Here is a 24,091-nt window from a genome sequence, read left to right as displayed (position 1 = left end):
TCAGGCCTCCAGTCAGGGTTAACGGGATGAGGAATCAATCAGTCCGGCGGCCAGCGCCAATTGCCACAGACCACGCTCGGTGGCCTGCTCGGCCAGCGTCACTTTGGCAAAACCGCAGGCGTCGAGGGCACGGCTGTAGCGCGCACAGAGTTGCGCGTTGCCTATGAGGACAATCGAAGGAAGATTCGGGTTGTCGCGGCGGCGACGTTGCACGGCAGCGAGCGCTGCCAGCTCATGGCCGATCATCAGACCGGACAGATAATCGGCTTGCGCGGTCGAGCTGAGTTCACCGGTCAGGCCCAGTGTTCGGGCACTGAACAAAGTCGACAGCACACCGAGTTCGCCGTCAGCCGACAGCGCGATCTGCACGCCACGGTCAAACGCCTGACCATCGAACGCCGCGCCTTGCTGCTGGGTTCGACCAAGAATGCTGTGTTCGCTGAGCACGGCGAATACTTCACCGGTCATAAACGTATCGAAATGAGTGATGCAGCCATCGACCACTTCCACCCATTTCGAGTGACTGCCAGGCAGGCCAATCAATAGATCACTGCCCGCCTCGACCGGCAGATTTTGCAGTACGCCGAGGACTTGGGTTTCTTCGCCACGCATCACATTCGGCAAACGCGAACGCTGAATCACGCCCGGCACGATGTACACGCGGGTGCCGCGAAGACTGATAACGGTTTGTAGGGAGTTTCCGAGATTGGCGACGTTTGCCGGCGTTTCGCAGTACGCCGCTTCGCGCCAGCCCTGCGCACTGCCGACCATGCCGCAAGCGATCACCGGCAGATCCGGCTGCGCATCGAGCCAGTCGCCGCAAGCCTGATCGAAGGCCAGTTCAAAACCGTCGGTGCATTCGCGACCGTTGATGACTCGCGGCGTCTTCGGTAACTGCATGATCCCGGACGACAGCGCACGCTGCTCCAGCACCATACCGTCCGCCGCGAGTTTGTAAGCACGTAAGGAGGTCGTCCCCCAGTCGAGCGCGATCAATTGCGCCTGCATCGCTTCACCTGTTTTGTTTTTGGCAGTGAGTGCGACGGACTATAGACCTCTCAAAGGTGAAATCTCAATATGTAATTTTACATCCCATATTTTGGGATTAATCAAATCTACATCGTCAGGGCTTCCACCCCTTCGTCAAACAGAAAAAGCTTGAAATTTTCGGGGTAATTCGAACCAAAGACATGTGTATCGCCCTGAGCATCACTCAGCCCTTCTTCTTCCCTTCCATCCGGGCGCTTGATGATGTAGCGCACGTTCGGCTGTGGCTTTCGCGTCTGGGCATCGACAATTCGAAACTTGCCATTCAATGGTGCGAACGAACTTAATAACCCACTGTAAGGCAGGCCACTGCATACGCCTCCATGAACGATGGTGTCTCCTGCGTGGTAGCGTCTCTCCGTAATGCAAATCTGCTCAAATTGCAGCCATGACAGCGGCCGAAGTTCGGACGGCAATATTACATACTCCGGCGCAGTGATTACTTTTTCAACCTCAGCAATGATCCGAGAGGTGGGAACATACATAACCTTCGAATAATAAGCATTATAAAAAGTAGCCGTTATTGTCGCCTGACACGGAATATAGTCTTGCTTGCCCAACAACGACAACAACACCTCCTTTCTGATTGTTCTGGAACTACTACCCTGATCGACATCCTCTTCAAACCTGAACCATACATCAAACTCATAACGTCGATCACCCTCCACAATACGAACATCGTTGACGACACCATCACCATAAAGACGAATTTTGTGAAGTATGGAAAAATCAACATCACCATCCAGCGAGCACTTCAACCAAGTGCCGACCTGCTCATTAATACCATGCGCCTTGTATAAATTGACCAAATCCCTGTCAGACCGGAAGCGAAAATTATAATATCCGCCTTTGTATTCAATAGATGTAAATTCAATCCGTGGCGCTGGCACATGCAACTGCATACATGAAGAACACAACACAAACAACGCAACCAACAGCAACCTGTACATCACCACCCCAAAAACTCGAATATACAACAATTAAAAATCCCCACCACTCAAAGCCAACACCTATTCCACGGCTCGAATAATACTTTCAACCGGAACATACATAACATTGGAATAATAGGTATCCATCATTGTTGCATTGGCCAGAAATCTGCATGGAATTTCAGTTTTGCTTTTCAGAAGGTTTTTTAGCTCCGCCGCCTTCAAATCGCTCTCGCTGGATCCATTGGTATCGGACTCGTTAAAGGTAATTCGCGAAACAAAATCAAGATCCGTGCCCGTTCGATCTTGTGAAACCGACCCCTTAACAAACCATTTCATTCTGTGGCCGGTTGAAAAATCCAGGTCATCCCCCAACGCGCAAATCAATCTAACGCCAACCAAAGACTTATAAGGCCCAAGAATATTAACATCCGAGGAAAAATACAAATCATACAAAACTGTTTTACGCACCCTTTCAATCTTGGAAAACTGAAGATTAGCTGGGGGCTTATTCTGCTTAAAAGAACAACCCGCAAGCATCACCAGCAACGTCACAGCACAGATCTTCAGAATACTCACAACTCACCCCGATAATAGTTATTGAGCGAGTTAATCATGTAATGCAAAGCAGACTTCCCATCAGCCAATACAGTAGTAAACATAACTGCAGCCATATCGTGATTTACATCCATTATGCTATTGACGTTAGGGCCACTCTGCAGTCGCCACTGCTCACCCATACCGGCAACCAAATCGGACACATTCCTTTTTGAAGATTGGGCCAAGATATTTACCCATAAGCCGGCTTTGGGTTGAGGAGTATCTGGATAAATCTTAGAGAGACTTCCCACCAGCGCCCCCTTCCCCACAGGATCAAGCGTTACCAGCATTTTCACGGCATATCCCATGCCGCTCAGAATCGCCGATAGATGAGCTCCATTCCAACCACCCAAGCTATGCCCAACTATATAAACAGCATCGTTCTTGCACAGTTCCTTCAGCACATTAGCCTGTATATTCTGCTCACCGATCACCTCATTATACCCAAGATAATGCGACTTAACGCCGGCTGCATAATCGGCCAATTTTACCGAGTTATCAAAAGGCAACCTTGCATGATCTATATTATGCTCCGGCCCAAAACCATAGTAACTTTCTTTATCACCTGCTCCTCCGATAAAGAAAGCAACAGCCCGTCGCATGTATTTGAACTGTTTAATGGACTCGTCCGTTGGGCAAGTCAGTGCGTGTGTCCCAAGGCTATTTTTGCCTTCATCCGCAGCTACATTCTCCGCTCCCATTTTTATCACTCCGCGAACAGTTCGATGGTTTCAGCCAAATGTGAGCTGATGGTATGGGTGAATCCTGTTGCGTCTGTTACGCCGTGCTCTTCACTGCCATCCCCACGTTTGATTGTGTAAGGATGATTGGCAACAGGCTCGCCCGAGAACTCATCGACCAGTTGCATCTTGTCCGTGAAATGCACCGGCATCGGCAACAACCCACTAAATGCCGCCCCTCCGCCACTCTGGCCAATAATCACCGTCCCCGAACCTCCGACTACGACATTGCCGTGCCCGCCGGTGCTATCAAGGGTGGCGGCGTTCAGGCCGTTGATGAACACAGTGCCGGAGACAGCGCCGGTAATCGGACTGCCACACGCCGATTTATCAGTCATACGCGCAGCGGCAAGACCGTCGAAGAAGACGTTCGGCGAACCGGAGACGATCGGGTTGGTGCCATGGCCCGGCAGTGGGCAGTCGGTCGGGTCGGTGACGCGGGCGGCGGGTTTACCACTCAATTCAAAGCTCCTTGCTTCAGAGATTCCGGATGCGGCTGATAGATATCGATGTCGGTCGCGGCGAAGCGCCAGCGGTTGTCGACGGGGTCGAACAGTGCGTGGCAATGCTCACGGCTGTCTGGGGTTGCAGCGGTTTGCAGATATCGCCAGGCTTCATCGACGTGCCACGCCAGCTCGGCAGGCGTCGCATCGTCCAGCTCGTTGAGCCAGGCGTTGTAGTTGCGCAGGTGATTGCGCTCGTACGTTGATTGCAGCAGATCGGCCATTTGCGTGCCGAGGTCCAGATGATGTCCGGCCGTCCACTGACCGATCTCGGAATAGACGTACGCATCGTCCTTGAGCAGCGAATGCCCGACAGGGGCGACGAAACCGCAACAGATATGCAGCATCAGCCAGCCTTGATGAGCGTCGATAAACGCCGTTGGATCGAAGGTACGCAGCGGTATCACGCGGTAATCGTCGAGCCCGGCACTGCGCGTCATCAACTCGGCATCAAGGCATGAAACGAACGCACGAATGGCGGTACCGCCCGTACGATTTGTCAAACAGAGAATGTCGACCGGTTGACGCTGGGGGTTGTCGGTCGAGCCCGAGTTTTTCACCAGGCCATACAGACGCATTGACGCCCGTAGTCCGCTCATCGCCGATCAATCGTTGACGCAACGAAGGCTCCACGAGCGTGGAGAAAGAGTGCCAGAGGCATTGCAAGAGTCGTCCGTGAGCGCGCAAAAATGGCGCGTAGAATGCCGGACTAGAGCGCTGGCGACAATCGAATTAGTGCTGGATTGCCATCATTGTTTTCAGCCTTCGGCGAACTCGCGCAAGACCTTGCCATCCATGCGATAACGCACCCACTCTTCCTGCGGCTGGGCGCCGAGGGATTTGTAGAAGTCGATGGCCGGGGTGTTCCACTCCAGGACACTCCACTCGAAACGGCCACAGTCGTTGTCGCAGGCGATTTTCGCCAGGTGGCGCAGCAAAGTTTTGCCGGCGCCACCGCCACGTTGCTCGGGGGTGATGTAGAGGTCTTCGAGGTACAGGCAATTGCTGCCCAGCCAGGTCGAATAGCTGAAGAAGAACACCGCGAAACCGATTGGCAAACCGTCGCGCAGGCAGATCAGGCCGTGGGCGGTGGCGCCTTCGCCGAACAGGCTGCGTTCGATGTCGGCGACGCTGGCGATGACTTCGTGACGGGCCTTTTCGAAATCTGCCAGTTCGGTGATGAAGGCGAGGATTTGCGGTGCATCGCTGGGGGTCGCCGGGCGGATCTCGATCGTCATGGACGGGCCTTGTCGGAAAAGGAAAACGCCATACTAAGGCGGTGAGCGGCGCTCGTCACATGGCAAAACAATGGATACCCTCTCGCGATGCTTCAAACGCCGCCATTCCATGTGGGAGCTAGCCTGCTAGCGAATGCGGTGGGTCATTCAATATTTATGCTGGCTGACACGACGCCTTCGCGAGCAGGCTCGCTCCCACAGGAATGTCGACTTTATCGAAAGGATGCTTATGAACCTTGAGTTTTTCACTCCCGTAGAGGCACTGGCAGCAGAGTTACTGCCCCACGCACTGGAGTCATCAGACGACGGTGCCCACGACATCGCCCATCTGCAACGGGTCTGGCACAACGTGCGTACGCTTCAAAATGAAGAGGGCGGTGATCTACACGTTCTGCTCGCTGCGGTGCTGCTGCACGATTGTGTCGCCGTAGAAAAGAACTCGCCGCTGCGTTCACAAGCCTCACGTCTGGCGGCGGAAAAAGCTTCGGCGGTATTGGCAGAAATGAACTGGCCGGAAGAAAAAATCGCCACCGTCGCCCACGCCATCGAAGCCCACAGTTTCTCCGCCAACATCACGCCACTGACCCTCGAAGCAAAAATCATCCAGGACGCCGACCGTCTCGACTCGCTGGGCATGCTCGGCGTCGCCCGCACGTTCTACGTCGCCGGGCGTATGGGTTCGGCGCTGTACGACCCCGAGGATCCCGAAGCGCAACAACGCGACTACGACGACAAACGTTTTTGCCTCGATCATTTCCAGACCAAACTGCTGCACCTCGCCGAGGGTTTCCAGACTGCCGCCGGCCAGCGTCTGGCGCGAGATCGCCATCAGCGTTTGAAAGGTTTCATGGAGCAGTTCAAGGAAGAGATCGGCATCGTCTGAGCGCGTTACTCCGGCGCACGACGATCCTGACTTCAGCAACCTCAGACCTAAGCCCTGTGCCTGACGTGTTATCTAGATGACGCTGAATTTTCCGGTCAAGGAACCGCGTCATGTCGCAAGCCACACCTCAGGTCTCGGGCAAGCTGTTTGGCCTGTTCTGTCTCGCCAGTTATCTGCTGTCGCTGTCCTATGGCTCGACGTTTCTGCTGTCGCTGTTGATCAGTGCTCGCGGTGGCAACGAACACGACGCCGGCAGTGTGATTTCGGCGGCGATGCTCAGCACGTTTGCGGCGGTGCTGGTGTCAGGGCATCTGTCGGATCTGCTCGGTGCGGCGCGTTCGATTGCGCTGTTCGGGGTGCTGTTAGTGGCGGCCAGTCTGGGCTTTGCGCTGACGCCGGGGTTTGGTCATCTGTTGTTGTTTTTTGGCTTGCTGCTGGGCTTGGGCTGGGGTGTGTTTTACACCTTGGGGCCGATCATTGTCGCGAGTCTGGTGAGTCCGGCGCAGCGGGCCAGATATTTCGCCCTGCTGTCGGGCAGCATGATGACCGGCATCGGCAGCGGCCCCTTGCTCGGGCGTGCGGCGAATGCCATGGGATTGCCGGTGACGTCGGCGTTTTATCTGGCAGCGTTGGCGAGCCTGATTGGCGTGCTGCTGTTCTGGCTGCTCGGGTCGAGATTGCACAGCACCCAAGCCAGCAGCGCGGCAAAAATCACCTGGCGGGCAACCACGCAAGTGCTCGGTTCGCGCGCGCTGTTCCCGATCATCATGGTCGGCCTCGGTGGCTGCGTATTCGGTGGTCTGTCGAGTTTCCAGACCAGTTACGCCGCCGCCCGCTCGCTGGACTATTCGCTGTTTTTTCTCGGTTTCATGAGTGCGGCAATCAGCAGCCGGATGCTCATCGCAGGCTTCGTGGTCAAGCGTGATCCGCTGCGTGCATCGTGCCTGCTGTCGGGGTTGATGCTGGCCTCGATTGTGCTGTTCGCGTTCGGCGTACACAGCGCGTTCCTTTATCTGCTGGCAGCGCTGATGCTCGGCGTCGGTTACGGCCTCACCTATTCGGTGATCAATGGCCTCGCCGCCAACGAAGCGCCAACCGGCACCACCTCGCAGGCCTTGCTACTATTCAGTCTGTCGTACTTCATCGGCGTGTTTGGCTTTCCGTTGCTGGCGGGGAAAATCATTGTCGAGCACGGCATGACGACGTTGCTGTTGACGGTATTGATCGTGGCGTTGGCCAACTGGTTGATCACCCTTGGCCGCTTGCTCTGGCGGTGGATCAACGTCAAAACCGTAGCGGCGAGTTAGACCGTTCGTCGTTCATCCGGCACCAATCCATATCGAGGGCAGACCAACAACAGGTAAGGATTCCAATCACTGGAGACGCCCTATGATCCCGTCAAGGTTGACTGCCCTCATCTTCACCGCCCTGCTCTGCCCCGCGGCGTTCGCCGCCACCGCCGCAGGAACCGGCCCGACCGACCCGGTCGAACGCCCCAAAGCCCCCGCCATCCAGAGTGCCCCCGGTATGAACACCGATGGCTCCGGCGTGGAAAACGCTCTGCCGCCGGCCACCGGCACCGACCCGCGCACCCAGGGCAACGATCCGGGGCGTCAGGGTGGCACGTCCGGCAATCCCGTCCCGCCTGATAATTCCGGTACCGGCATCGGCTCGAAAACCACCACCGGTGGCTCGGGCTCTGAAGGTTCCGGTCAGTAGTTCGCCGACGCGAGCGTCCTATTCAATCCATGAAGAGGTAACCATGAACGTCGATAAAAACCTGGAAAAAGAAGTCCTCACCCGTCTGCTGCACGCCCACCCGAGTGGACTGGGCAAGGAGGTGCTGGACAATTATCGGGGCGAGAAAGTCGTGGCAAGTGCCCTCGCCGCTTTGCAGGATCGCGGACTGATTCACCACGGACACGTGACCTGCAACGAGGCCGGCGAACATTCGTTGAACCTGCCGATCAAGCTCAGCGCCGCCGGCGTTGAAGCGGCACGCAAGCTCGATAGCTGAACGTGATCGTGTGATCGTGTGATCGTGTGATCGTGTGATCGTGTGATCGTGTGATCGTGTGATCATGTAGGAGCTGCCGCAGGCTGCGATCTTTTGATTTTGAAGATCAACAGATCGCAGACTGCGGCAGCCCCTACATTGGAAATCCATCTGTCGAAGCAAGGAGAAATCCCATGCCTCGTGGAAGCAAAAGCAAATACACCGCCGAACAGAAACGCAAGGCCGAGCACATCGAAGACAGCTACGAGAAAAAAGGCCTGTCAAAGGATGAAGCCGAGGCGCGTGCCTGGGCAACGGTGAACAAACAATCGGGCGGCGGTGACAAGGCCGGTGGTTCGGGACGCCAAAAACCGGCGAGTGCCAAGGCCGAGGATCGCCAAGAATCGGCGCGGCGCGCGGTGGCCAGTCGCGACGGACATTCGCGTAACAGCAAGGCTTCGCGGGATGTGCAGACCGTGGACAGTTTGAGGAAAGAGGCGCGGGCGAAGCAGATTCCGGGGCGGTCTTCGATGCGCAAGGATGAATTGATTGAGGCGCTGCGCAAAGTCAGTTGAGTCTTGTGTGAAACAGATGGCCCCATCGCTGGCAAGCCAGCTCCCACAGTTTTTTGTGGTGAACACACATTGGTGTACACCCCCGAACCCGTGGGAGCTGGCTTGCCAGCGATAGCGGTAGATCAGGCGCCGCAGGACTCGCGGATAAACGCATCCACTTCAGCAGTCCCCGGCGAAGTCGCCGGCCCCCAGCGGGTCACCGCCAAAGCCGCCGCCGCATTCGCCCGCCGTGCCGCTTCATGGGCGGACAAACCTTCGGCCAACCCGGCGACAAACACCCCCGCATGCGCATCACCGGCGCCATTGCTGTCAACGGCGGTCACGACAAACCCCGGCATATGCCGACGTTCGTCCCGCTGATGAATCCAGCAGCCTTGCGGCCCGTCGCGCACCACCATCAACACGTCGGCAGGCAGATGTTCGGCGAGCCGATCCAGCGCTACGCCAATCTCGTCAGCGCCGGTAAACCGCAGTGCCTCGACACTGTTGCTGGTCCACACATCAATGCGCGGCAGCAACGTCTGCATCAGCGGCGAGTCCGGCGACTCCACTAAAGGCCCTGGATCGAACACCACATGGATTGTCTTCGGCAACGCCAGCGTCCAGTCGAGCAACGCCTGCGCCTTGCCCTCATGAAGCAGGCTATAACCGCTGAGGTAAACGTAATCGCCCGCCTCCGCCGCCACGCTGTTCAGATCATCGATCGTCACCTCACCTTCGGCGCCGATGTAGGAAATGAAACTGCGTTCGGCCGACGCATCGGTCAGTGCCACGCACAAACCGGTGTCGCGCTGCGCAGGCTGGCGGATTCCGATGTGAATGCCCTCAGCGTTCATCGCCTGGCGTGCCAAATCGCCAAAACGACCGCTGCCATGGCGGCCCAGATAGACCACAGGCAAGCCATTACGCACCGCCGCCGCCATCACATTGAAACCGCCGCCGGCCTCGAAACCGGCCGATTGCGCCAGCACATCGCCGCCGATCTGCGGCAGTTTTTCCACGGCCATGACCAGGTCGATGATGACCTGGCCGGTGTGCAACATTTTAGGCATGAGCATTCTCGGCTTGCGCGGCACGGCGATCTTTCGCCCCGCCGAGTACAAAATAAATGCCACCGGCGACCACGAACGTCACGATCCAGCCGAGGCCGTTGTGGCCCAGCCACGAGTCGGACAGAAAGCCCTTGAACCAGACGTTTTCGGCGGTGGTGCCAATGGTCGTGAAGCTGAACCCGAGGACGATGGCAATCGCCCACGCGCCGAACGCGCGCCACTCGATGCCGCCGCGATACCAATAAGCACTGCTCGGGCTCACATCGAGCAAGTCTTTGGGGCTGTAGTAGTGACGATGAATCAGGTCGACGACGAAGATCCCGACCCACGCGGTAATCGGCACCGCCAGCAGGGAAATGAAGGTAATGAACGGGCCGTAGAAGCTGTCGGCGATCAGCATGAAGTAGATCGAACCGGCGAAGATCGCGACGATATCGACCACCACTGCGTAGACGCGCTTGACCTTGAGACCGAGGGTCAACGTGGTCAAACCGGCGGAGTAGACGGACAGGTTGTTCGACAGCAGCAAACCACCGAAAGCGGTGATCAGGTACGGCACGGCCATCCAGGTCGGCAGCATGTCGCGGATCGCCACGATCGGGTCGGTCGCCGAGGCCAGGTCATTGTTGCCCACCGACAGCAAGCCGCCGAGGGTGATCAGCAGCACCAGCGGGATGCCCGCGCCGAACGCGGCGGAAGCGACCAGTCGCACGGCTTTGACACTGCGATGCTGATAGCGCGACATGTCAGCACCGGCGTTGGCCCAACCGATACCAGTGCCGGCGGCCATGGTGCCGATGCCGATGATCATCGCGCTCATCGGTGCTGGTGTGGCGTTGAACACCGCGCTCCAGTCGATGGTGGCGCAGAGGAAGCCGCCGACCAGCAGGTTCAGGGCACCGAAGACGTAGGTCGCCCACTTCTGGATCACCAGCAAGGTCGCATGGCCAAGGCCGGACACCGACAGGGTCAGCAAGACAAAAATCGCGATGAAGATCAGTGTCAGTACCGGCGCACTTTTCGCTTCGACCGGCGAGCCGAACAGGATCGAGCACAGCGACAGCAGCACGAATGCGGCGGTGGTGGTATTGACGGTTTCCCAGCCCAGCCGCGACATCAGCGAGACCAGCGTCGGGCCGATATTGCCGCGCACGCCGAAGATCGCTCGCGACAGTGTCAGGCTCGGCGCCCGACCACGACGACCGGCAATCGAGATGATCCCGACCACGGCGAACGAACCGGCCGCGCCGATGATCGCGACGATGATCGCCTGCCAGATCGCCAGGCCGCGAAACGCGACCAGCGTTGCCCCCAGCGGCAAACCGAGAATGGAAATGTTGGCGGCGAACCAGACCCAGAACAGTTGCAGCGGATGACCGTTGCACTCGGCTTCCGGCACCGGTTCGATGCCGCGGGTTTCCAGTTGCCCGGCGCTTTGCCCGGCGTTTGATGAACTCATGAACGTGCTCCTGTTTGCCTTTTTTGTGGTTGTGGCAATGACGCAAAAAACGAGACATCCCGGCCGTCCTGGGCCTGTCTGCGCGATCCATTGCGGATTAAATATTCAAATAAGCGGTGCGCCAATCGCGGGCAAGCCCGCTCCCACAGGTTCAGGGTGAACCTTGAGAAATGCACTATCCCTGTGGGAGCTGGCTTGCCAGCGATGGCGTCAGTTCAATCAGCGCAGGGCCAACAGCCCCTGCACCAATGGCTCAAGCTCCAGATGATTGACGGTTTTCACCGTTTCAATCATCGGCACCGGCCAACTCTCAAGGCCCAGGCAGGCCCCGAGCATTGCCCCGAGAATCGCGGCGATGGTGTCGGTGTCGCCACCCAGACTCGCCGCCATGCACAACGCATCGAACGCACTCATCTCACCAACGGCGACTTGCTGTGCCAATGCAAACGAAACCACCACCGACTCCTGCGACGCCACCGACGTGCCGATCACGTCATAGAGCAGATCGGCCAGCAGCGCTTTGTCACTGTCGACGCTGATGGTGCGCGCCCAACTGATGCGCGAAGCGATGCGTCCACCGGCTACCCAGTGCCCGTGCGTTTCCGCTTGCTGTGCGATTTGCTGACCGAGGTTCAACGCTTCACCCAGATCCATGCCATTGATCCCGGCAGAGACCACCGCCGCTACCGCTGCCGCGCTGGAAATCCCCAGTGTGGTGTTGTGAGTCACCTGACAGGCCTGAACCACCGCCGCGATAAAACGCTCAGGATCGGCAACATCCGCTGCAATTCCCACCGGAGTAATACGCATCGCCGCGCCGTTGGTGGTGCCGTAACGCCCGGCTTCCTCCGGCGAGTGGCCGGCGAGGATCATTTCGATTGCACGTTTGGTCGACGGGCCGAGCAAGTCCTGCGAGCCCCTGGCCTGCATCGCGGCTTCCCACTCGATCAGCCGTTGCGCGAGGATTGCCGGTTCGATGCGGCCCTTGCCTTCGACCAGCAACTCGCCGACCAGGATTGCCTGTTCGGTGTCGTCGGTGATCGAGCCTTTGGGCATGTTCGCGGCAATCGGTTGCAGAGGGCCGGCGTCCTGCAGATCGGTGATTGTGCCGAAGCGGGTCTTGATCGTTTCGCGGTTCAGCGATTGCGTCGGCATGCCCAGCGCATCACCGAGGGCCAGGCCATAAAACGCACCGAGGGCACGGTTGAGCGCAGTCATTTCGATTCTCCAAATTGCAGGTGCAGGCGGAAGTGCACCGGGTCGAGCAGGCTTTCGACCTGTTCCATGAAGCGGTTCTGCCGGTCGTAAGTGGTACGCAGGGCCTTGAGGAACACCGTGCCGACCGGGCGGCCGAGCAGTTCAGCGTCCTCGGCGCCGAGCGGTTCGGCGCCGATCCACTGATCGCCGCGTTCGCCGATGTAGCCGTAGGCGGCCAGGGTGATGGTCAGGGAATTGTCGATCAGACCGACGCGGGGCAGGCTTTCGAGGCCGCCGGTGGCCGGCATCAATGAACGTTCGAGGGACACCAGCGTGCCGTCATTGGAACGCCGTCGACGGTCGAGGGTGATGAATTGCTCGGTGCCGAAACGCGAGAGCAGATCGGGCCGGGTCACGGCTTCGAGGCGCAACACTTCAGTGTTGATCAGCGCGCCACTGTCGGCCAGCGCCTGCGCCCACCCGCTGCGCTGATCGAGCACCACACCGTCGAACGTGACAATGGAGCCGACACCGCTTTGCGTGGCGATGTAATTGCGCCGCTTCAATTCGGCCAGCGCTTCGCGCAACGTGCCACGGCTGACGTTGAATTCCTGAGCCAACTGATGCTCGCCGGGCAACAGAAAGCCGTCCTCCATGAGTCCGCTTTCGATGCGCCGGACGAGTTCGTCGACCACCCGTTGTTTCTTGTCAAATCGTACCTGTCTAATCATGTACAAAGTGATACCCGAAACAGACTTGAACGGGCAAGGAATATTTGTGAGAGGTGACAGAAGGCAGGACTTGATGCGATTCCCTGTGGGAGCGAGCCTGCTCGCGAAGAGGCCGTGTCGGTCAATAATTTCGGCGACTGATACAGCGCTTTCGCGAGCAGGCTCGCTCCCACAAAAGTTATGCGTCGAGCATTAAATTCTGCCCTACCGCAAATCCCTGTGGGAGCTGGCTTGCCAGCGATGGCTGCGGCACATTCAGAACTGATGTTGAATGACACGCCCCAATCGCTGGCAAGCCAGCTCCCACAGGTTCGCGTGTTGGGAACGGGGTCAGCGTTGTTTGAGACGGTCGATAACGACGGCCAACAGCAGGATCGAACCGCGAATCACGTACTGATAGAACGTGTCGATATTCTTCAGGTTCATCGCATTCTCGATAATCGCCAGAATCAGCACCCCGGCAATCACATGCCGAATCATGCCGATCCCGCCACTCAGCGACACCCCGCCCAACACGCAAGCGGAGATCACCGTCAGCTCGAAACCCTGGCCGATCATCGGCTGCCCGGAGGTCATCCGCGACGCCAGAATCACCCCGGCCAGCGCACCAATCACGCCATGCACGGCGAAGATGATGATCTTGGTCCGATCAACGTTCACCCCGGCCAGCAACGCCGCTTCCTGGTTGCCACCAATGGCCATGGTGTTGCGCCCGTAGGTGGTGTAATTCAGCAGCCAGCCGAAAAACAGGAAGCAGACGATGGTGATCACAATCGGTACCGGCACGCCGAACAACTGACCATTGCCGAACACGAAGAACGATTCCTGCGACACGCCTACCGCTTTGCCGTTGGCAAAGATGTAGGCCAGGCCACGGACGATCTGCATGGTCGCCAGCGTGGTGATCAACGCATTGACCCGTAACTTGGCAATCACAATCCCATTGATCAGCCCGACAATCAGGCCCATCACCAGCGCCGCACTGACACCGAGAAACACGCTGTTGGTGTCACGCATCACCACCGCCGCGACCACCCCGGCACAGGCAATCACCGAGCCCACCGACAGGTCGAAATGCCCCGACGCCAGGCAGTACAACATCGTGCACGCGGCAATCCCGGTAGTGGAAATCGCCAGCCCGAGGCCGCGCATGTTCAGCGGCGACAGGAAGTTGTCGATCAGCAGCGTGCAGGCGACAAAGATCGCGACGGCCGCCAACAGCATGACCCAGTCATCGAGGAAGCGGCGCATATCCAAAGGTTTGCGCTCGGTCGGCAGGGTTTCTTTCTGGGTTGTCATCATAGTCACCTCTCAGTTCGCCACGCCGTCAGCGCGGTGGCGCGGCAAAGCCAGTTGCAGCAGGTTGGATTCGTTGGCCTGGTCACGGCTGACTTCGCCGCGCAGGGCGCCTTCGCAGAGCACCAGAATGCGGTCGGAAATACCCATCACTTCCATCAGGTCGCTCGACACCACAATCACCGAAATACCCTCGGCGGCGAGGTTATGGATGATCTGGTAAATCTCGGCTTTGGCGCCGATGTCGATGCCGCGGGTCGGTTCGTCGAGCAGCAAAACCTTCATCGGCATCGACAGCCAGCGGCCGAGAATGGCCTTCTGCTGATTGCCGCCGGAGAGGAATTTGATCTGCTGGCCGGCGTGCGGCGTTTTCACTTTCAACGCCTTGATCTGCTTGTCGGCGTTGCCCTTTTCCCACAGGCCGCGAATCAGGCAGCCGAGGCCGGAATTCGCACCGCGCGCACTGATGTTGATGTTCTCGGCGACGCTGGCCAGCGGAATGATCCCTTCCTTTTTACGGTCCTCGGGACAGAGCAGAATCCCGGCGGCAATCGCGTCGCGCGGTGAGCGCAATTTCAGTTCATGGCCACGCAGTTCGAGGCGTCCGGCCGTGTTGCGCTCAAGCCCGCTGAGCAGACGAAACAGCTCCGTGCGCCCTGCCCCGACCAGTCCGAACAGGCCGAGAATCTCGCCTTTGTGCGCCTCAAAACTGATCGGCTCACGCAGGCCCGGGCCGAGCAATCCTTCGACTTTCAACGCCACGGCGCCACGCGGCCGATTGCGGTAATCGTAGATGTCCTGAATGTCGCGGCCGACCATGCAGGTCACCAGTTGATCGTGGGTCAATTGGCTCATGTCGTCGAAAGTCCGCACGAAACGGCCGTCCTTGAACACCGTCACCGCGTCGCAGATGCGGAACACTTCTTCCATGCGATGGGAGACGTAAAGCACGACTTTGCCTTCGTCACGCAGGCGCCCGATGATCGCCATCAACCGGTCGATTTCGCGCGCCGAAAGGCTGCTGGTCGGTTCGTCGAAAGCAATCACATGCGCGCCACGCGACAGCGCCTTGGCGATTTCCACCAGTTGCCGCTGCCCCAACGACAAGCGTCCGACCTTGGTCTGCGGATCGATTTCATCGGCCAGGCCTTTGAGGCAGTTCAACGCTTGCTGGCGCAACGTAGCGCGATTGATCAGGCCGAAGCTGGCCGGCAAGTGACCGAGAAACAGGTTCTCGGCCACGGTCATTTCCGGCACCAGATGCAGCTCCTGGTGAATCACCGCGACGCCGCTGCCGATGCTGTCGGCGGTGGACTTGAAGGCCATCGTCCGCTCGCCGATCTGCAGCTCGCCACTGCTCGGGATGTAGGCACCGCCGAGGATTTTCAGCAGGGTCGATTTGCCGGCGCCGTTTTCGCCCATCAGCGCATGGACTTGTCCTGGATGGGCGACGAAGCTGATGCCGTCCAGCGCCTTCACACCCGGGAAGGTTTTACCGATCCCGTTGAAGCGCAGGCTGCCGCCGCTGTTGTCATTTGTCTGTACTTGCGCGTGCATTTGAACCACCTCTTCACACGATCAAACGGCCCGGCTGTCCGGGCCGTTGCGACGTCAGTTCCACAAGCCGATTTTTTCCAGCTCTTGCTTGAAGTTCTCGCGGGTGATCAGGGTGACGTCGTCCATGGCCGTGTACTTCGGCGGTTCTTTGCCGGTGGTGACCCACTCGTACATCATCTCGGCGGTCTTGTAGCCTTCGATGTGCGGGCTTGGCAGCATCGATCCGAAGAAGCCGCTGTTGGGCTTTTTCAGCTCGCCGATGGCGTCGGTGCCATTGATGCCAATGCCGATCACGTTGGTCGCGGCAAACCCGGCGGCTTCGGTGGCGCGCACGCCGCCGAGCACGGTGTTGTCGTTCATGCCGCCGATGATCAGGTTCTTCGCCGCACTCGGCAGTTTCACCAGCGCCGAGTTGGTCGCGTCCATGCTGCCCGGCACGTCGAGGGTTTTCAGGGCGGCGGTCAGAATGTGCTCTTTGGGCATGCCGGCGTCTTCGAGAGCCTTCATCGAGCCGTCGGTGCGTTTCTTGCCGGTGTCGAGTTCGTTGTAGGTATTGACCACCGCGTAGGTATCTTTCCAGTCCCAGTTACGCTTCTTCGCTTCGGCGACCATCGCGTTGCCCTGCTTCTGACCGACCTCGAACGCGGCCATGCCGAGGTACGGCACGTCTTCCATGAACTTGCCGTTGGCGTCGACGAAACGGTCATCGACGGCGATGACTTTGAGGTCATTGAGCTTGGCTTTGGCCATGATGGCCGGGCCGAGGGACACGTCCGGCGGGCAGATCACGAAGCCCTTGGCGCCGTTGGCTGCGAGGCTGTCGATGGCCGAGAGGGTTTTCTCGCCGTCCGGCACAGCGATCTTGATCAGTTCGAAGCCTTTGTCCTTGGCGGCTTTCTCGGCGAAAGCCCACTCGGTCTGGAACCACGGCTCTTCCGCCTGCTTGACCAGAAAACCGATTTTCACGGTATCGGCAGCGAGCAGCGAACTGCTCAGGCTGAACGCGGTGACCGCCAGGGCGGTACTGCACAGGGTACGAATCCCGAAACGACGTTTCATAAGCTGACTCCTTGTTATTTTTTTTGAGCAATGTTTGAAAGCGTTTGTGGCGTTACTGCGTGGTGCAGCAAAGCACTTGAAAATAGTCATATCGTATGATGATTGGATTTCAAACGGATCTCTCCACGTGAAAGCTGCAGCGTTCAGTCGTGGTACATCACCGAACGACCACCATCGATGGTGATGCATGAAGCATTGATAAACGGCGCTTCGTCGCTGGCCAGAAACACTGCCGTCATCGCCACTTCCAGCGGCTGACCGATGCGTTTTGGCGGATGCAAATCAAAGGCGCGCTGCCGTTCAGCCTGCGGGTCGGCAAAGCCGTTCCAGTAATCGACGTTCAGTTGCGTTTCGATGTAGCCCGGGGCGATGGCATTGACGCGAATGCCCTTGGCCGCATATTCGATGCCCAGCGCGCGGGTCAGTCCGAGCAGGCCGTGCTTGGCCACCGGGTACGGGAAGCAGCCGGGAATGATGTGGCTGGAATGGGTCGAGGCGATGTTGATGATGCTACCGACGCCCTGCTCGATCATTTGCGGCAGCACCGCTTTGCAGCCGTACCAGGCGCCATCCAGGTCGATGGCGAAGCAGCGATGCCAGTCTTCTTCGGTCATTTGCAGTGGATCACGGAACACATTGACCCCGGCGCAATTGACCAGCACATCGATGCGGCCATGCCGTTCAACGGCGCGTCTGGCCATGGCGTGCAGATCCTGCTGACGCGACACATCGGCCTTGAGCGCCTGCACGTCAAAGCCTTGTTCGCGCCAGTGGGCGGCGACTTTCTCGACTTTTTCCGCCTGAATGTCGCTGATCACCAGTTTGGCTTGTTGGCAGGCGAAGGCTGCAACGATGGCTTCACCGATGCCTTGGGCTGCACCGGTCAACAGCACGACTTTGTTTTGCAGACGCTCACCCCTCGGCGGTGCGGGCACCGGCGGCAGGGAAAGTGGTTCGGCCATGGATCAGGACTCCTGTTCGCAAGCGCAAAAAAACCGGGCATCTGCCGATGTCCGGTCTGGAAGGCGTTTGAAACAAAACAGGCAGGCGTCGCTGACGGCATCGAACCGTTGCGAGACGCGGACTCCATTGGGGAGTGCGATAGACATTCGCTGCATCACTTCACCTGTTTTGTTCTTTTTAAGTGTGAGTGCGTGTTACTGCTGGAGCCGACTATAAACCCGACCGCCGAATAATCTCAATATATAATTTTGCATCCCATATTTTGGGATTTATCTAGCAAATCGCGTACAGAGCTTTCCTGCAACATCGACTCGCATCGACAGCACGGCGCCGTCCAAAGGATGCCCAAGCGGGCTCTTGGCGCTGGTGATGTACAGGGTTTTCAAGTCTTCGCCGCCGAAGACGCAACTGGTCGGGCGACTGACCGGCAGGTCGATCTTGCGGTCAACTTTGCCCTCCGGCGTCAGGCGCAACAGGCAACTGCCGTCCCAACGGGCATTCCACACAAAGCCTTCGGCATCCAGCGCCGAACCGTCCGGGCCGCCCTGCTGATCGGGGCCGTACCAGGTTTGAGCGATGTCGAGGTTGCCGTCGGTGTGAATGAAATAACGATAGAGCGTGCCGTCGAGGCTGTCACCGAACAGCAGCGTGGTGCCGTCGTCGCTCCACAGGAGCGTGTTGGGAATCCCCAGGCCGCGCAGCAATGGCGTGACACGTTTATCGGGATCGACACGGAACAGCCCACCGGAGCGGCGGAGGATCGGCAGGTCTTCACCCTGCTCGCCGATGTTGTTTTGCATGGTGCCGAGCCATAACCGGCCTTGCGCGTCGCAGCGGGCTTCGTTGGCGCGGTTACCGGGCTGCGGGTCGGCGACGCAGAACAGCGTCAGGCGCGGTTCGAGTCCTGGGGAGTCAAGATCGAGGCGGTAGACGCCACTGCTGAGCGTCACCAGCGCATCGCCGCTGGCACAAGGGATAAACGCAGAAACGTGCTCGGGCATTTGCCAGATCTGCACGTTCTGGCCGATCAGGCGCAGGGCCTGTTTGCCAGCGATATCGACCCAGTACAGCGCTTGCGTCGGCGCATCCCAGAACGGGCCTTCGCCGAGCTGGGCGCGGTGTTGGGTGACGGCGGTCCACGGCATATAACGGTCTCCATTGTTGTTGTTTTTACTGTAGGAGTGAGCCTGCTCGCGATCGCGGTGGATCAGTCGAAGCTGTTTTGCCTGATACGACGCGATCGCGAGCAGGCTCACTCCTACAGGGGGAATTCTTATTAACCGGCTTTTTTATCGGCCATGACTTTTGGGTAAAACCGTTTGATCGCCAGATCGGCATTGTCGATCAAGGTCATGCAGGCCCACACACCTCGCGCGGAATCGCGGGCGGCGATGGCATCGGCCATGTCTTTGTGGATCGGCAAAGTGCGGCGCAGTTCATCGGGGTCAGCAGCGGAGACTTCGAATGACACCGCGAGCAAAGCGCCGAGCGCCGGGACCATCTGTTCGATGAACTGGTTGTGGCTGGCAGCGAGAATGCATTCGTGGAAAACCTGATCGGCGCGGTTGTAATCGATGCCGCTATCGACTGCCCGCGCCAGTGCGTTGAACGCCAATTGCACCGCATCGATCTGTTCAAGCGTCGCCCGCTCACACGCCCAGCGCACTGCCATGGGTTCGATGGTGCGGCGCAGGTCGAGCAGGTCATCGACGAAGTTTTCCGGCAAGCCATTGCGCGACAGCCAACCGACGACTTGCGGATCAAACAGGTTCCAGCGCCGCACCGGCAACACGCGGGTGCCGACTTTCGGCCCGACTTCGAGCATGCCTTTGGCGACGAGGGTTTTGATGGCTTCACGAATGACCGTGCGGCTGACCCCGAGCTGCTCGCCCAGATCCGCCTCGACCTTGATGGTCTGTCCCGGTTTTACTTGCCCGGCGGCGATCCAGCTGCCCAGCCAGTCAACTGTTGAAGCATGAAAGCTGCTGGACATGAACACCTCAAGGCAGATCGCGATGGGTGAACACGCTAATCATCATATGATTGTCTGTCAATTCGATCTTTCTGCCCATCTCCATCTGCTCAAGTCTATTTGAGTAAAGCCGTTCCATGACCTACGGTTAAGGCGCGACAGATCAAGCAGTCAATAGCATCTGTTTCACTCAACTTCGCTATCGACAGGTATGAGCATGAACAAGGATGCGTCTACGCAATACCCAATTGTTTTGATCCACGGCCTCTTCGGCTTCGACAAAATCGCCGGTTATCCCTACTTCTTCGAAATCAAGGAAGCACTGGAGCGAGAGGGTGCCACCGTGTTTGCCGTGAATATTCCAGCAGTAAACGGCAATGAAGAACGAGGGAAAATGCTGCTGGAACACGTTAATCGCATTTTGCGCGAGACGGGCGCAGCCAAGGTCAACCTTATCGGCCACAGCCAGGGCCCGCTGGCGGCGCGCTATGTTGCCGCCCTGCACCCGGAAAAGGTCGCCTCGGTCACCTCGGTCAGTTGCCCCAACCATGGTTCCGAAATTGCCGATCAACTGCATAAGGCATTAACTCCCGGCGAACTACCGGAAGCGCTGGTACTGGCGCTACTAGGCGCGGTCGGCACCTTTATCTCGCTGCTCAGCGGACATCCGCAAAACCCACAGGACCCTCAGGCTGCTTTCGAATCGCTGACCAGCGCCGGACTGGCGACGTTTAACAAAAAATACCCGCAAGGGGTACCCAAACAATGGGGCGGTGAAGGTAACGAAGTCGAAAACGGCGTGTATTACTATTCCTGGAGCGGCATCGTGCAGAACTTCCAGAGCCTGCAACCCCTCGATCCGTCGCATTTGAACTGCATCGTGCTGTCGAAGCTGTTTTACAAGGAAAAGAACGCCAACGATGGCTTGGTCGGACAGTACAGCTCGCATCTGGGCAAGGTCATTCGTTCGGATTACCCGATGGACCACTTCGACGCCGTCAACCAGCTCGCCGGAATCACCAGTTGGAACGTCAGCCCGGTTCGTCTCTATCTTGAACACGCTGCACGGCTCAAGGACAAAGGTTTGTAAGGCGCAAAAAAATGGCCCGCTGCAACAGCGGGCCATTTGCAAAAAATGCAGCGTGACTTATGGCTCAAGACCAATGCGGAAAAACTCGCCGCCACTCCACACACCGAGCCAACGCTGGCCATCGATTTCGCGACTGACCGCTAGTTCCACCAGTTGATAGAACACATTGCGGTGAATCAACGCTTCAAGATTGGTGCGTACATGCACGTAAGGCGCGGGCTCTTGAGTCACAGGATCAATATCCACGCGAATCGGATGCTCTGGCCCGGCCTCGGCGGTTTCTTCAACGTTCGTGGTGAAGCGTAAAAGCTGCGCCTCACCCTCGCCTTCAACCTCAACGGCAATCGCCACAAACGGCGCGTCGTCGACTTTGATCCCGACCTTCTCGACCGGGGTGATCAGGAAGTAATCATCGCCATCGCGGCGAATGATCGTCGAGAACAGCTTGACCATCGGTTTGCGCCCGATCGGCGTGCCCAGGTAGTACCAGGTGCCGTCCCGGGCGATGCGCATGTCGATGTCACCGCAGAAGTCCGGGTTCCACAAGTGCACCGGCGGCAGGCCTTTAGTTTTGGGGATCTGTCCCAACAGGTCATTGGCTTTTTGCGGGCCACTCATGGCGTACTCCTTGAATTATTGGTCGCCGACTCCCAACAGGCTGCGCGCATATTGCGCCAGCGGCGGGCCGATCAGGTCTTCGGGCTTGTTGTCGTGGAACGTCAGTAAACCGCCACGACTCTTGATCCGTGCAGTATCAATCAAATACTGGGTGCTGGTCTCGATCAACATGATCTGAATCACGCCGCCATCGATACCGAGACGATCCACGGCTTCCTGGTCAAGCCACTCATCGGAGTTGCCGATGCGGTCGTCAGCCTTGGCGAAACGCGTGTACAGCAGGTAGTGCGCGCCAGCATCGCGGGCTTCGCCCATTGCTTGATCAAGTCCTTCCGGCGCACGGGCGCGGCGGACCATCGGAAAGTATTCGACGAAGCCCTTGAAGGCCTCTTCAGCCACCACATTCGGTCGCGGATACGAACCACCCGGCGGCGCAAACGCGCCCTGAGCGATGTAAATGAACGAGTCCGGCTGAATGCGGAAATTGTTCACGCGGCGACTGTCGCTATGATCCAGCAGCCCCGCATCGCTCATCTGATAGCGAGTGCCTTCGGCCATATCGCTGACAGTCATACAGCCGCCAAGCGCCAAAACGGCCAGCAGCAAAACCAGGCTACGCATCCTATTCCTCCAGTGGCCGGTGACGGAAAACCGGCGAATGGCCGTTGGATGCAGCTTTTGCGCCAGTCCTTGAAAATGTGCAGGTATCGAATTTGAAATGACGCCCCAAAGGCCTGAAATGAAGCCTTTGTGGCGAGGGAGCTTGCTCCCGCTCGGCGGCGCAGCCGTCGTAATTTCGGTATGGTGAGCCAGACAGAATCAGGAGGATGGTTTTGGGGCCGCTCCGCAGCCCATCGGGGATAAATCCCCTCACCACAATCAGCCGCCGATGATTTTCATGATGGTCGCGCCGCCCGAGAACGCCACTTCCTGCTTGTCGCCCAAGGCTTTCACCAAGAGCCGTTGTAACGCCGGCAGCGCCTGATGACGCGGCTTGTCCAGCAGGTCGCCGACATAGTGACGGTTGCTCGACGACAGGCAGCCATGCAGCCAACCGGTCGACGAAAGACGCAGTCGCGAGCACGTCCGGCAGAAAGGCACGCTTTCATTGGCGATCACGCCAAAGTTGCCCAACCCGGGAATCGCATAGCGCACGGCCGTGGCGTCCACCGGCGCATCGGTTTGCGCGTACTCGTAGCGCTCGCCAATCAGCTCCAGCAGTTGTTGCAGGCTGACGAACTGTTGCAGGAAGGCGTTGGAGTCCTTGGCCAGGTGGCCCATGCGCATCAGTTCGATGAACCGCAACTCATAGCCGCGCTCCAGACAGTAATCCAGCAGCGGCATCACCTGGTCGAGGTTCTGCCCGCGCAACGGCACCATGTTGACCTTGATCTTCATCCCCGCCGCTTTCGCCTGATCCATACCATCGAGCACGGTGGCCAGATCACCGCCACGGGCGATGCTGCGGAACGCACTGGCATCGAGGGTATCGAGGGAAACGTTGATCCGGCGCAGACCGGCATCGACCAGCAGCGGCAGTTTTTTCGCGAGGAGTTGACCGTTGGTGGTCAAGCTGATGTCGTCCAGGCCCATCTTGCCGACGGCAGTCATGAACGATTCGAGTTTGGGACTGACCAGTGGTTCGCCACCGGTGATGCGCAGCCGCTCGATGCCAGCGGCTTCGATCAGATACGCCACGCCGCGCGCCATGGCCTCGGCCGACAGTTCATCCTGCGCAGCGACCAGCCGCTTGCCGTTTGGCACGCAGTAGGTACACGCGTAATTGCAGGCTGAAGTCAGGCTGATACGCAAATTGCGAAAACGCCTGCCTTGACGGTCAACGATCATGATCACTCCGGCGGTGGAAAATCGAGCGGCTAAAACTTGACTCAGAATTCAAGTTTTAGCAAGCCCTATGCCTGAGTATATTCCTGCGGTAAGCGTCATGGTGTGAATATCATGGCGCTATAAGGCAACTGAATGGCTCAGCTGCTCGGCGTTTCCGGATCGCGCTTGCGCTTGTTGCCCATGCGCACACCGATGTCCATCAGGAACTGGAAGAAACCTTCCTGATCTTCCAGCACGTTGCTCCAGAACGGCGAGTGATACAGCGCAACAGCGCCGTGCACCAGCGCCCAGGATGCGCAGTAGTGGAAGTACGGCGGCACGTCTTCCAGCTTGCCTTCGCTGATACGACCCTTGATCAGCAGGGTCAGGCGTTCGAAGTTCGAGGCACGGATCTTGTGCAGCTCCTCGACCATTTCCGGCACCTGATTGCCCTTGACCACCTTCTCTTCGAGGCGATCGAACAGGCGATAGCGCTGCGGGTCGCGCATGCGGAATTCGAAGTAGGCACGGGACAGTGCTTCCTTGTCCTTGTCGACATCGGCCGAATGCAGCAGCTCGTTCAAATCACGCTCGTAATCGAGCATCAGGCGCAGATAGATCTCGGCCTTGGACTTGAAGTGCTTGTAGATCGTGCCTTTGCCGATACCCACGGCATCAGCAATCATCTCGACGGTGACACTGTCTTCACCTTGTTCGAGGAACAGCTTGAGCGCGGTATCGAGAATTTCTTGCTCGCGG

The 24,091-nt window shown here is 58.3% G+C and carries 27 protein-coding genes; 6 read left to right on the top strand and 21 right to left on the bottom strand.

Features of this window, described 5'->3' with window-relative positions; translation table 11 throughout:
* Positions 1–18 precede the first annotated feature (18 nt).
* The 7 genes from ACIOWE_RS14355 to ACIOWE_RS14325 form a co-directional block, all read right to left on the bottom strand.
* The gene (locus ACIOWE_RS14355) at positions 19–1,008 is read right to left on the bottom strand and encodes a 2-dehydro-3-deoxygalactonokinase (RefSeq protein ID WP_401392360.1); all 990 of its coding nucleotides are present in this window, start codon (positions 1,006–1,008) and stop codon (positions 19–21) included.
* A gap of 107 nt (positions 1,009–1,115) precedes the next feature.
* Positions 1,116–2,027: a hypothetical protein gene (locus ACIOWE_RS14350; protein WP_401392357.1), complete on the bottom strand. Its 912-nt coding sequence runs from the start codon at positions 2,025–2,027 to the stop codon at positions 1,116–1,118.
* A gap of 30 nt (positions 2,028–2,057) precedes the next feature.
* Positions 2,058–2,555: a hypothetical protein gene (locus ACIOWE_RS14345; RefSeq protein WP_401392354.1), complete on the bottom strand. Its 498-nt coding sequence runs from the start codon at positions 2,553–2,555 to the stop codon at positions 2,058–2,060.
* Positions 2,552–3,277: an alpha/beta hydrolase gene (locus ACIOWE_RS14340; RefSeq protein ID WP_401392351.1), complete on the bottom strand. Its 726-nt coding sequence runs from the start codon at positions 3,275–3,277 to the stop codon at positions 2,552–2,554. The genes ACIOWE_RS14345 and ACIOWE_RS14340 overlap by 4 nt, the downstream gene beginning before the upstream one ends.
* Positions 3,278–3,282: 5 nt before the next feature.
* Positions 3,283–3,777 carry a PAAR domain-containing protein gene (locus tag ACIOWE_RS14335; protein ID WP_401392348.1) on the bottom strand — a complete coding sequence of 165 codons (495 nt, stop codon included), beginning with the start codon at positions 3,775–3,777 and terminating at the stop codon, positions 3,283–3,285.
* The gene (locus ACIOWE_RS14330; protein WP_401392345.1) at positions 3,774–4,418 is read right to left on the bottom strand and encodes a hypothetical protein; all 645 of its coding nucleotides are present in this window, start codon (positions 4,416–4,418) and stop codon (positions 3,774–3,776) included. The genes ACIOWE_RS14335 and ACIOWE_RS14330 overlap by 4 nt, the downstream gene beginning before the upstream one ends.
* 159 nt (positions 4,419–4,577) lie before the next feature.
* A complete protein-coding gene (locus ACIOWE_RS14325; RefSeq protein WP_103306682.1) occupies positions 4,578–5,057 on the bottom strand; it encodes a GNAT family N-acetyltransferase in 480 nt (159 codons plus the stop codon).
* Between the two features lie 229 nt (positions 5,058–5,286).
* On the opposite strand from ACIOWE_RS14325, the gene ACIOWE_RS14320 reads away from it, so the two are divergent.
* The 5 genes from ACIOWE_RS14320 to ACIOWE_RS14300 all read left to right on the top strand — a co-directional run bounded on the left by ACIOWE_RS14320 (position 5,287) and on the right by ACIOWE_RS14300 (position 8,511).
* The gene (locus ACIOWE_RS14320) at positions 5,287–5,940 is read left to right on the top strand and encodes an HD domain-containing protein (RefSeq protein WP_401392342.1); all 654 of its coding nucleotides are present in this window, start codon (positions 5,287–5,289) and stop codon (positions 5,938–5,940) included.
* Positions 5,941–6,050: 110 nt separating this feature from the next.
* On the top strand, positions 6,051–7,247 hold the full coding sequence (locus ACIOWE_RS14315) for an MFS transporter (protein ID WP_401392339.1): 1,197 nt from the start codon (positions 6,051–6,053) through the stop codon (positions 7,245–7,247).
* Positions 7,248–7,329: 82 nt separating this feature from the next.
* On the top strand, positions 7,330–7,659 hold the full coding sequence (locus ACIOWE_RS14310; protein ID WP_166224718.1) for a hypothetical protein: 330 nt from the start codon (positions 7,330–7,332) through the stop codon (positions 7,657–7,659).
* Positions 7,660–7,702: 43 nt separating this feature from the next.
* On the top strand, positions 7,703–7,957 hold the full coding sequence (locus tag ACIOWE_RS14305; protein ID WP_092279308.1) for a hypothetical protein: 255 nt from the start codon (positions 7,703–7,705) through the stop codon (positions 7,955–7,957).
* 173 nt (positions 7,958–8,130) lie between these two features.
* A complete protein-coding gene (locus ACIOWE_RS14300) occupies positions 8,131–8,511 on the top strand; it encodes a termination factor Rho (protein ID WP_401392336.1) in 381 nt (126 codons plus the stop codon).
* Positions 8,512–8,633: 122 nt separating this feature from the next.
* On the opposite strand, the gene ACIOWE_RS14295 is transcribed toward ACIOWE_RS14300, so the two are convergent.
* The 10 genes from ACIOWE_RS14295 to ACIOWE_RS14250 form a co-directional block, all read right to left on the bottom strand.
* Positions 8,634–9,563 carry a PfkB family carbohydrate kinase gene (locus tag ACIOWE_RS14295; RefSeq protein ID WP_401392333.1) on the bottom strand — a complete coding sequence of 310 codons (930 nt, stop codon included), beginning with the start codon at positions 9,561–9,563 and terminating at the stop codon, positions 8,634–8,636.
* Entirely contained in the window at positions 9,556–11,022 is a 1,467-nt protein-coding gene (locus ACIOWE_RS14290; protein WP_401392330.1) for a purine-cytosine permease family protein, read from the bottom strand. Before ACIOWE_RS14290 ends, ACIOWE_RS14295 begins: the two co-directional genes overlap by 8 nt.
* A gap of 219 nt (positions 11,023–11,241) precedes the next feature.
* Positions 11,242–12,240 carry an ADP-ribosylglycohydrolase family protein gene (locus ACIOWE_RS14285; protein WP_401392327.1) on the bottom strand — a complete coding sequence of 333 codons (999 nt, stop codon included), beginning with the start codon at positions 12,238–12,240 and terminating at the stop codon, positions 11,242–11,244.
* Positions 12,237–12,950, bottom strand: a complete 714-nt coding sequence (locus tag ACIOWE_RS14280) for a GntR family transcriptional regulator (RefSeq protein WP_201237255.1) — start codon at positions 12,948–12,950, stop codon at positions 12,237–12,239. Before ACIOWE_RS14280 ends, ACIOWE_RS14285 begins: the two co-directional genes overlap by 4 nt.
* Positions 12,951–13,280: 330 nt before the next feature.
* A complete protein-coding gene (araH, locus tag ACIOWE_RS14275; protein WP_201237254.1) occupies positions 13,281–14,249 on the bottom strand; it encodes an L-arabinose ABC transporter permease AraH in 969 nt (322 codons plus the stop codon).
* Positions 14,250–14,261: 12 nt separating this feature from the next.
* Complete coding sequence (gene araG, locus ACIOWE_RS14270) at positions 14,262–15,803, bottom strand: L-arabinose ABC transporter ATP-binding protein AraG (RefSeq protein ID WP_201237253.1); 1,542 nt, start codon at positions 15,801–15,803, stop codon at positions 14,262–14,264.
* A 54-nt stretch (positions 15,804–15,857) separates the two neighbouring features.
* Positions 15,858–16,862, bottom strand: coding sequence for a substrate-binding domain-containing protein (locus ACIOWE_RS14265; RefSeq protein ID WP_201237252.1), 1,005 nt, complete (start codon positions 16,860–16,862; stop codon positions 15,858–15,860).
* Between the two features lie 143 nt (positions 16,863–17,005).
* On the bottom strand, positions 17,006–17,824 hold the full coding sequence (locus tag ACIOWE_RS14260) for an SDR family oxidoreductase (RefSeq protein WP_401392322.1): 819 nt from the start codon (positions 17,822–17,824) through the stop codon (positions 17,006–17,008).
* 270 nt (positions 17,825–18,094) lie between these two features.
* Complete coding sequence (locus tag ACIOWE_RS14255) at positions 18,095–18,970, bottom strand: SMP-30/gluconolactonase/LRE family protein (protein WP_401392320.1); 876 nt, start codon at positions 18,968–18,970, stop codon at positions 18,095–18,097.
* Between the two features lie 131 nt (positions 18,971–19,101).
* Positions 19,102–19,818 (bottom strand): FadR/GntR family transcriptional regulator, encoded by a 717-nt coding sequence (locus ACIOWE_RS14250; RefSeq protein ID WP_401392317.1) that lies wholly within the window; start codon positions 19,816–19,818, stop codon positions 19,102–19,104.
* Positions 19,819–20,014: 196 nt separating this feature from the next.
* Between ACIOWE_RS14250 and ACIOWE_RS14245 the strand changes: the two genes are divergently transcribed.
* Complete coding sequence (locus tag ACIOWE_RS14245) at positions 20,015–20,887, top strand: lipase family alpha/beta hydrolase (protein WP_401392314.1); 873 nt, start codon at positions 20,015–20,017, stop codon at positions 20,885–20,887.
* A gap of 57 nt (positions 20,888–20,944) precedes the next feature.
* Here the strand turns inward: ACIOWE_RS14245 and ACIOWE_RS14240 are convergent, their stop codons facing one another.
* The 4 genes from ACIOWE_RS14240 to ACIOWE_RS14225 all read right to left on the bottom strand — a co-directional run.
* Positions 20,945–21,505: a DUF1285 domain-containing protein gene (locus ACIOWE_RS14240; RefSeq protein ID WP_401392311.1), complete on the bottom strand. Its 561-nt coding sequence runs from the start codon at positions 21,503–21,505 to the stop codon at positions 20,945–20,947.
* 15 nt (positions 21,506–21,520) lie between these two features.
* The gene (locus ACIOWE_RS14235; RefSeq protein WP_007967613.1) at positions 21,521–22,126 is read right to left on the bottom strand and encodes a DUF4823 domain-containing protein; all 606 of its coding nucleotides are present in this window, start codon (positions 22,124–22,126) and stop codon (positions 21,521–21,523) included.
* Between the two features lie 258 nt (positions 22,127–22,384).
* Positions 22,385–23,353 carry a GTP 3',8-cyclase MoaA gene (locus ACIOWE_RS14230; protein WP_401392308.1) on the bottom strand — a complete coding sequence of 323 codons (969 nt, stop codon included), beginning with the start codon at positions 23,351–23,353 and terminating at the stop codon, positions 22,385–22,387.
* A 137-nt stretch (positions 23,354–23,490) separates the two neighbouring features.
* Positions 23,491–24,091: TetR/AcrR family transcriptional regulator (locus ACIOWE_RS14225; protein ID WP_401392305.1), on the bottom strand; the 601-nt coding region annotated here is incomplete at its 5' end.

Origin of the sequence: Pseudomonas sp. NPDC087598 (assembly GCF_044743525.1) — a bacterium.
Classification (GTDB): Bacteria; Pseudomonadota; Gammaproteobacteria; order Pseudomonadales; family Pseudomonadaceae; genus Aquipseudomonas.
Note: the sequence above shows the minus strand (reverse complement) of the source record. Positions and strands in the feature narration are given on the sequence as shown.

Coding starts and splice junctions, on each gene's coding strand:
- ACIOWE_RS14355 (WP_401392360.1), bottom strand. CDS start 1,008: ATGCAGGCGCAATTGATCGCGCTCGACTGGGGGACGACCTCCTTACGT.
- ACIOWE_RS14340 (WP_401392351.1), bottom strand. CDS start 3,277: ATGGGAGCGGAGAATGTAGCTGCGGATGAAGGCAAAAATAGCCTTGGG.
- ACIOWE_RS14330 (WP_401392345.1), bottom strand. CDS start 4,418: ATGAGCGGACTACGGGCGTCAATGCGTCTGTATGGCCTGGTGAAAAAC.
- ACIOWE_RS14325 (WP_103306682.1), bottom strand. CDS start 5,057: ATGACGATCGAGATCCGCCCGGCGACCCCCAGCGATGCACCGCAAATC.
- ACIOWE_RS14320 (WP_401392342.1), top strand. CDS start 5,287: ATGAACCTTGAGTTTTTCACTCCCGTAGAGGCACTGGCAGCAGAGTTA.
- ACIOWE_RS14315 (WP_401392339.1), top strand. CDS start 6,051: ATGTCGCAAGCCACACCTCAGGTCTCGGGCAAGCTGTTTGGCCTGTTC.
- ACIOWE_RS14310 (WP_166224718.1), top strand. CDS start 7,330: ATGATCCCGTCAAGGTTGACTGCCCTCATCTTCACCGCCCTGCTCTGC.
- ACIOWE_RS14305 (WP_092279308.1), top strand. CDS start 7,703: ATGAACGTCGATAAAAACCTGGAAAAAGAAGTCCTCACCCGTCTGCTG.
- ACIOWE_RS14300 (WP_401392336.1), top strand. CDS start 8,131: ATGCCTCGTGGAAGCAAAAGCAAATACACCGCCGAACAGAAACGCAAG.
- ACIOWE_RS14295 (WP_401392333.1), bottom strand. CDS start 9,563: ATGCCTAAAATGTTGCACACCGGCCAGGTCATCATCGACCTGGTCATG.
- ACIOWE_RS14290 (WP_401392330.1), bottom strand. CDS start 11,022: ATGAGTTCATCAAACGCCGGGCAAAGCGCCGGGCAACTGGAAACCCGC.
- ACIOWE_RS14285 (WP_401392327.1), bottom strand. CDS start 12,240: ATGACTGCGCTCAACCGTGCCCTCGGTGCGTTTTATGGCCTGGCCCTC.
- ACIOWE_RS14280 (WP_201237255.1), bottom strand. CDS start 12,950: ATGATTAGACAGGTACGATTTGACAAGAAACAACGGGTGGTCGACGAA.
- araH (WP_201237254.1), bottom strand. CDS start 14,249: ATGACAACCCAGAAAGAAACCCTGCCGACCGAGCGCAAACCTTTGGAT.
- araG (WP_201237253.1), bottom strand. CDS start 15,803: ATGCACGCGCAAGTACAGACAAATGACAACAGCGGCGGCAGCCTGCGC.
- ACIOWE_RS14265 (WP_201237252.1), bottom strand. CDS start 16,862: ATGAAACGTCGTTTCGGGATTCGTACCCTGTGCAGTACCGCCCTGGCG.
- ACIOWE_RS14260 (WP_401392322.1), bottom strand. CDS start 17,824: ATGGCCGAACCACTTTCCCTGCCGCCGGTGCCCGCACCGCCGAGGGGT.
- ACIOWE_RS14255 (WP_401392320.1), bottom strand. CDS start 18,970: ATGCCGTGGACCGCCGTCACCCAACACCGCGCCCAGCTCGGCGAAGGC.
- ACIOWE_RS14250 (WP_401392317.1), bottom strand. CDS start 19,818: ATGTCCAGCAGCTTTCATGCTTCAACAGTTGACTGGCTGGGCAGCTGG.
- ACIOWE_RS14245 (WP_401392314.1), top strand. CDS start 20,015: ATGAACAAGGATGCGTCTACGCAATACCCAATTGTTTTGATCCACGGC.
- ACIOWE_RS14240 (WP_401392311.1), bottom strand. CDS start 21,505: ATGAGTGGCCCGCAAAAAGCCAATGACCTGTTGGGACAGATCCCCAAA.
- ACIOWE_RS14235 (WP_007967613.1), bottom strand. CDS start 22,126: ATGCGTAGCCTGGTTTTGCTGCTGGCCGTTTTGGCGCTTGGCGGCTGT.
- ACIOWE_RS14230 (WP_401392308.1), bottom strand. CDS start 23,353: ATGATCGTTGACCGTCAAGGCAGGCGTTTTCGCAATTTGCGTATCAGC.